Genomic DNA, 5,894 nt, shown 5'->3' with positions numbered 1-5,894 from the left:
GCCGGCCAGGTTACCTGGGCCATGGATGGCGTGATGAACAACTGAAGCAAGGGTAACAGCAGGGCTGCAATCTTAGTAAGCGGGCTAATTGGTTTGCACATAAGTTGAAGGTTAAGTAATTGGTTAATAACACCGCTCTTTCCGGACGTGGAATCCATTATATGGTATGTACGGTCTATCCGGCAAAAGGGCAAGAGAATACGGGTTTACACAATCATAACTGGCGAAAATGATTGTATCAAGGTTTTCAATAGCGTACCGTAAGGGCCGGTTCATTCCTTTACGGTGAGCAAGGTGTTATAAAAATAACTATTATAATCTGTAAATAAAACTTTTTAAGAATGGCCGGGAATGCCTGAAGGGTAAGAACGCTGTTATTATTTGAACGGTAGCTCATTACAATTTTATTTTCCTAGTTTTGAGCCGACCGGAATGTAGATTTAAGCTGTTTTTTTGCATGTATCACTATAAGAAGAAAGCGCGTGCTGCGCTGATCACACCTGGAAATATCCGTAAAAACCTGCATTCATTTGCGGGTTTGATGCTGGTATTGATCTTTTTAGTGCTCAGCTCCTGCCCGGTCAGGAATGCGCTTTTCTCCTATCTTAAAAAGGCGCATGGCGGGCTTGAACAAACGAGTACCGGCGGCACAAAGATCTCTGCCCACGACATGTGTGCCGGTTCCGGCTTTAGTAAGATCGTTCCTTCACCTGAGCGTATCTCCAGTTATACCCCTGTTATTTTAACGGCAGTTCTTTTGACTGCTTTCCTTTGTTTAGCCCTTTTTAAAAAGACCCTTCACAGGTTTTACAGTCCACCTGTCTTCAGGATCAATCCTGTCCCCATTTATCTCAGGAATAGCGTGTTCTTGATCTGATACCGGCCTTCAGATCTTATGGATCTATTGTTCAGGCTTCTGAACAAGCCTTTGGCTGTTTTCATATCACGTACTTAAAATTATCAAACATGCTTAACAACACTTTTTCAATAGCCGGTAAGAACTACCGGCAGCTGGCGCCTTTATTTTTGCGCCTGGTAATTGGTTTCGGATTTATGGCCCATGGCTGGGCAAAATTAAGCAGAGGGCCGGCGGGCTTTGAGAAATTATTATCCCAGACCGGCGTTCCATTTCCTCACCTGATGGCCTGGCTCTCCACTTTAACCGAGCTGTTTGGAGGGCTGGCTATTTTTCTGGGAGTGTTTGTAAGCATCACGGCCATACCGCTTATTGTTATTATGCTGGTGGCCATGTTCACTATTCACATTCACTACGGTTTCAGCTCTATTAAAACCATCGGCTTAACTCCGGAGGGGCCTGTGTTTGGTCCTCCGGGCTATGAGATAAACCTGGTGTACATTGCGGGTTTGATATCATTGATTATTACCGGTGCAGGAGTTTTGTCTGTTGATTCCTGGTTTGCAAAAAAGAAAGGTGAACAGGGATAACGGGCCTGGCCTGGATTAAGATCATTGCACGCTGCTGATGCTTTAGAAGCAGCGTGCATGTTCTGCATAACTATTTCACAAATGACAATGCCTCACCGACAGGGAAAGCTTTTTTGAATGTAAAAGCATACGGGGTTGCCTGATGTTCTCTCAGGTAAACGAGGCGTTCCAGCGCTTCTTCCACCGTAGGCATTTTGCCGGCCGGTACATACCACATAACCATGTGCATGGCATCCAGCTTTTGAAACCATTCCTTTTTGCGTTTGAAAAATTCAACGTGTGCGGATCTGTAAACATAATCGGAAAGTGCATCCATATCGTTCCAGACAGACATATTTATGATCAGGTAGTCATCCCCAAAGATGCGGGTAGAGGTGGCGTCATTGCCCTCGCTTGTATACCGCCATACAAACCCGGGACTGTTCTCTGCAAGTGCATTAATGGCATCCAAATTTGAAACAAAATCTTTCATTACCCCGCTGTCAAGTGGGGCCAGCATCCTGCCTATATTCAATTGTGCAAGCTGATATTTCATAAAATTCGGTAGATTTAATTGCAAATTTAGATGGGATCGTATGCACAGTCAAGAAGTTACGAAAAGGTTACTGGTTAAAAAATCAGCGCCTCCGTTATTTAATCACCAATGTTCTGTTATAGCAACACTGCGATTGTTTGCCTCCAAGTGGAAGCCCTGCATTATTTGCTACCTGGCGGAAAGGCCCATGCGGTACAATGACCTGCACCGGATCATTCCTAATATCAGCAGAAAAATATTATCGGAGCACCTGAGAGAGCTGGAGCGGGATAACGTTATTATACGGGTGCAGCATGACCATAAACTGCAAAAAGTAGAGTATACTTTGTCTGACCGGGGAAAGTCCCTGATGCCGCTGCTGGAACAATTGCAGAACTGGGGAATGGCTAACCTGGATGATGTATTGTCAATAAAAGAAATGCTGGAGCTGACCCTGGATTAAGCTACTCCAGATCAATGGGCAGGTCCACACAGTAGTGACCCTGTTCTTTAAGGCAGTGAATGATATCAGCTGCCTTAAAGAAAATTCCCTCAATCCTCAGGATCTTATCTTCGTCTTCCAGGTCAAAGTTTATACTCAGGAATGGATATTTTTGCAAAAGGTTACAGATGATATGCTTCGCCTTTTCAGCATATTGTACATCTGTTTTGAAAACTTTTATCATGATCGACGTGTGCCTTACTTTTTTATTCCTAATACGGTGAAAGGGTTGAAAGAGATGCCTACGTTAAAATAAAAGGCCGGATCGGGAGTGGTTTGATATACAGGATCACCAAATGAATCCTGCTTCCTGAACACGCGGCCTGAGGGGGTTATCTTCATCCCGGTTTTTGCAGTGAATACAAAATACTTCCCTATAAGATGCTCGTAAGTTAATCCTGAATTCAGATCTAACTGCCTGTACTCATACCTTTGATCAGTGCCATCTATATTGTACAGGTAAAAAGATGTTCTGTCGATCTCCGTTCCCAATGATAGTCTGCCATTGGTGAGAACATGCTTTCTTAAATAAAGGCTTTTGGGAAGGGTCATATCTACAACCAGGCCATTATTGAATTTATGTTCATAAGCGAAAGTAGGTAATACAGGCGTCTGAGAGCTGGGGTCAATATTAACAAATAATCCTACCATCAATTTGGTGCGCTGGTTAGCCTTCAGGATCATTGTTCCTGTGATCAGTCCTTTCACCCTTTCAAAATGCTTGTCGCTTCCATCCACTGAAATGCTGGAGGTATAGATGGTGCGTTTATTGAACAGCTTTGAGAAATAGGTAAAATTCACCGATGAAAAAATGTAGTGAAATTCACCATCAAAGGGCATTATGCCGCCGGCAGCAGGTTTGGTTATATCAGCTTCCGCATGGGTGTACCTGTAACCCAGCGTGGCGCCCAGGGTCCAGCTCTTTCTTTTTATAACATTGAAATTGGAGCTTATTTTTATCTGTGAAAAGCCGGATACCCTGCTTTCGGGTAACTGATTATCTTCCGCTTTTGCTGTAAAGTTATATGGAGAGGTATGCGCAAATTCGATATTCAGCGGGCGGGAAATTGCGAACTTGTCGGCGGCATAGGTTTGTACCCTTTTAGATACGCCCGCGCTATCCCTCCCGGGAATACTGTCAGGGGTTTGCGAAAAAGATGCTGCTGACAGCATCAACATACCAGATGTTACGAGCGCTTTCTTCATAATAACCATACTTTTTATTTGCATATAGGTCGAATGTTTCACGGAACAAAGGAAGGAAGAATACCATAGCTGTTTTTTGTTTTTATACCAAACGGGTTACATTTTATACTAAAGCCTTTTGGGCCGGGATTTGGTATAAGGGCAACGGGGTTTCGTATAATTTGCCATTGCTGAGGGTGGATATCGGTTTATCTTCGCTAAAAGTTAAATGCTTCTTAAAGTATTATGAAATATGATCAGCTGGAACCCAGGGACGCAAAGATTATACGGTTACTTGTTGATGACCGGTACAAACTGTTACGTCATGTTGTGTTATTGCTGGGCAGCTTGATCATTCTTTTGTTTTCCAACGAATTTTCATCAGAATCCGGCTTTCACTCATATTACAGAGTGCTTTTTGCGTATGCGGGCCTGATATTCATGTGTTATTTCAACATGAATATCCTTGTTCCAAGGTTCTTTTTTAAGGGACAATACGTTATTTACCTGGTGCTGCTGGTATTACTGGTGGTGGCATGTGAAATACCCTTGTCCTACGCAATGAATAGCATTTTTACCCCGGAAGAATTAGCGGCCCACCGGCGGCAAGCCCGGTTTGTGAGAGGATCTTATGAGGGTACTATCATACTGGTCTCGATCACACTGGTCTCCACTATGATAAAGCTGTTCCAGCGATGGATGAAGGATAATGAAAGGATGGCAGAGCTGAAGAACCTTACTTTAACCATGGAGCTAAGTGAGCTGCGGAACCAGGTTAGCCCGCATTTCCTTTTTAACATGCTGAATGGAATTAAGGCGCTGGTGCGCACGGATCCTGATAAAGCGAACCTGGTTATTATGAAGCTGTCCGAGTTCCTGCGCTACCAGCTTTATGAGAACAACGATGAAAAAATATTGCTGCGGTCTGAACTTAATTTTCTGGCAAACTTCCTGGACCTGGAAAAGCTCAGAAGGGATAACCTTTCCGTTAACATCAGCACTGAGATCGATCCCCCGGTCCTTAACAGGATCTTTTTACCTCCCAGCCTGTTCACCATCTTTGTAGAAAATGCCGTAAAACATAGCGCGGATATCAGCGGGGCAGGATCTTACATTCATATCACATTCACGATAAATGGAGATAAGCTTTGCTTCAGCTGCATTAATTCAAAAGATCCCGCTTATATACTTTCTGATGAGAAGAACAGGGGCCTGGGGCTTGCGAACATAAAAAGGCGGCTTGAACTTTTATACGGTGAGAACTATGTACTGGAGATCAGCTCCACCACCACAACCTATAACACGCAATTAACCATACCCATATGAACTGTATTATTGTAGATGATGAGCCCCTGGCGAGGGATGAGATGCAGGCACTGATCAAAGAGATCTCTCAGATCGAGATACTGGGGAAATTTTCCAATGCGCCCAATGCCTTAAAGTTTTTAAAGGAGCATGAGGTAGACCTCATTTTCCTGGATATTGAAATGCCGATGGTAACGGGGCTGGAATTTGCCGCCCAGCTGCCCCGGGAAACCCTGACCATTTTCACCACCGCGTACCCGCAATATGCTTTAAAAAGCTATGAGCTGGATGCGATCGATTATCTCCTGAAGCCTATCGAGAAAGCCCGGCTGGAAAAAGCGATCCATAAGGCAGAGATCTACAAGAAGCTGCTTTCAGATGATACGGAGAAAAACGTTATAGAAGCTAACACGGCCGATTTTTTACTGGTTAAATCAGACCGGCGGTTTCACCGGATCAACTTTGGCGATATCCGGTTCATAGAAGGACTAAAAGACTATGTGGTGATCTATACCGGTAACCAGAAGCTGATCACGGCCATGAATTTAAAAACCATTCACCAGAAGATGCCGCAGCAGCTGTTTTTGCGGGTTAGTAAATCCTATGTGGTGAATATAAATCACATAGAATCATTTGATCATCGCAATATCTATCTCGGCGGAACAGAGATCCCATTGGGAGATGTATACAGGAAGGAATTTTTTACAATTTATTCAGGCGGTTCGCTGAACCCGGAGGAATAATTAATAATGAAGAATGAATAATTAATAATCGTAGGGAGGGTGTTCATTGATGTACCAGTTTTGCGAATTATATAAAACAGGCTGCTCAAAGTAATGAGCAGCCTGTTTCTATTTGCGTACTAAAACCCACCGGTTATCACTAATGCCATACTTTAACCTTATCCTTTCCTTGATATAACCGCTTCAAGATTATTAATTC

At 43.5% G+C, this 5,894-nt stretch carries 8 protein-coding genes; 5 read left to right on the top strand and 3 right to left on the bottom strand.

Features of this window, described 5'->3' with window-relative positions; all coding sequences use genetic code 11:
* The first annotated feature begins 457 nt into the window (after window positions 1-457).
* Window positions 458-877, top strand: coding sequence for a hypothetical protein (locus VIM87_RS01135; RefSeq protein WP_331995188.1), 420 nt, complete (start codon window positions 458-460; stop codon window positions 875-877).
* Between the two features lie 89 nt (window positions 878-966).
* Complete coding sequence (locus VIM87_RS01130) at window positions 967-1,446, top strand: DoxX family protein (RefSeq protein WP_331995187.1); 480 nt, start codon at window positions 967-969, stop codon at window positions 1,444-1,446.
* Between the two features lie 70 nt (window positions 1,447-1,516).
* Here the strand turns inward: VIM87_RS01130 and VIM87_RS01125 are convergent, their stop codons facing one another.
* Window positions 1,517-1,981: a DUF3291 domain-containing protein gene (locus VIM87_RS01125; protein ID WP_331995186.1), complete on the bottom strand. Its 465-nt coding sequence runs from the start codon at window positions 1,979-1,981 to the stop codon at window positions 1,517-1,519.
* Between the two features lie 133 nt (window positions 1,982-2,114).
* On the opposite strand from VIM87_RS01125, the gene VIM87_RS01120 reads away from it, so the two are divergent.
* Complete coding sequence (locus VIM87_RS01120) at window positions 2,115-2,423, top strand: helix-turn-helix domain-containing protein (RefSeq protein ID WP_331995185.1); 309 nt, start codon at window positions 2,115-2,117, stop codon at window positions 2,421-2,423.
* Between the two features lies 1 nt (window position 2,424).
* Here VIM87_RS01120 and VIM87_RS01115 read toward each other — a convergent pair whose 3' ends face one another.
* Both VIM87_RS01115 and VIM87_RS01110 read right to left on the bottom strand, forming a co-directional pair.
* Window positions 2,425-2,646 (bottom strand): hypothetical protein, encoded by a 222-nt coding sequence (locus VIM87_RS01115; RefSeq protein WP_331995184.1) that lies wholly within the window; start codon window positions 2,644-2,646, stop codon window positions 2,425-2,427.
* Between the two features lie 14 nt (window positions 2,647-2,660).
* Window positions 2,661-3,668 carry a DUF6268 family outer membrane beta-barrel protein gene (locus VIM87_RS01110; protein WP_331995183.1) on the bottom strand — a complete coding sequence of 336 codons (1,008 nt, stop codon included), beginning with the start codon at window positions 3,666-3,668 and terminating at the stop codon, window positions 2,661-2,663.
* Between the two features lie 435 nt (window positions 3,669-4,103).
* On the opposite strand from VIM87_RS01110, the gene VIM87_RS01105 reads away from it, so the two are divergent.
* Window positions 4,104-4,973, top strand: a complete 870-nt coding sequence (locus VIM87_RS01105; protein WP_331995182.1) for a sensor histidine kinase — start codon at window positions 4,104-4,106, stop codon at window positions 4,971-4,973.
* Window positions 4,970-5,695, top strand: a complete 726-nt coding sequence (locus VIM87_RS01100; protein ID WP_331995181.1) for a LytTR family DNA-binding domain-containing protein — start codon at window positions 4,970-4,972, stop codon at window positions 5,693-5,695. Before VIM87_RS01105 ends, VIM87_RS01100 begins: the two co-directional genes overlap by 4 nt.
* Window positions 5,696-5,894: the final 199 nt, after the last annotated feature.

Origin of the sequence: Chitinophaga sp. (genome assembly GCF_036569125.1) — a bacterium.
Taxonomy (GTDB): Bacteria; Bacteroidota; Bacteroidia; order Chitinophagales; family Chitinophagaceae; genus Chitinophaga.
This window is presented reverse-complemented; position numbering and strand designations above follow the sequence as displayed.

Excerpts from the sequence above, each read along its gene's own strand:
- VIM87_RS01130 (WP_331995187.1), top strand. The coding sequence starts at position 967 with ATGCTTAACAACACTTTTTCAATAGCCGGTAAGAACTACCGGCAGCTG.
- VIM87_RS01110 (WP_331995183.1), bottom strand. The coding sequence starts at position 3,668 with ATGAAGAAAGCGCTCGTAACATCTGGTATGTTGATGCTGTCAGCAGCA.
- VIM87_RS01105 (WP_331995182.1), top strand. The coding sequence starts at position 4,104 with ATGAATATCCTTGTTCCAAGGTTCTTTTTTAAGGGACAATACGTTATT.
- VIM87_RS01135 (WP_331995188.1), top strand. The coding sequence starts at position 458 with ATGTATCACTATAAGAAGAAAGCGCGTGCTGCGCTGATCACACCTGGA.
- VIM87_RS01125 (WP_331995186.1), bottom strand. The coding sequence starts at position 1,981 with ATGAAATATCAGCTTGCACAATTGAATATAGGCAGGATGCTGGCCCCA.
- VIM87_RS01100 (WP_331995181.1), top strand. The coding sequence starts at position 4,970 with ATGAACTGTATTATTGTAGATGATGAGCCCCTGGCGAGGGATGAGATG.
- VIM87_RS01115 (WP_331995184.1), bottom strand. The coding sequence starts at position 2,646 with ATGATAAAAGTTTTCAAAACAGATGTACAATATGCTGAAAAGGCGAAG.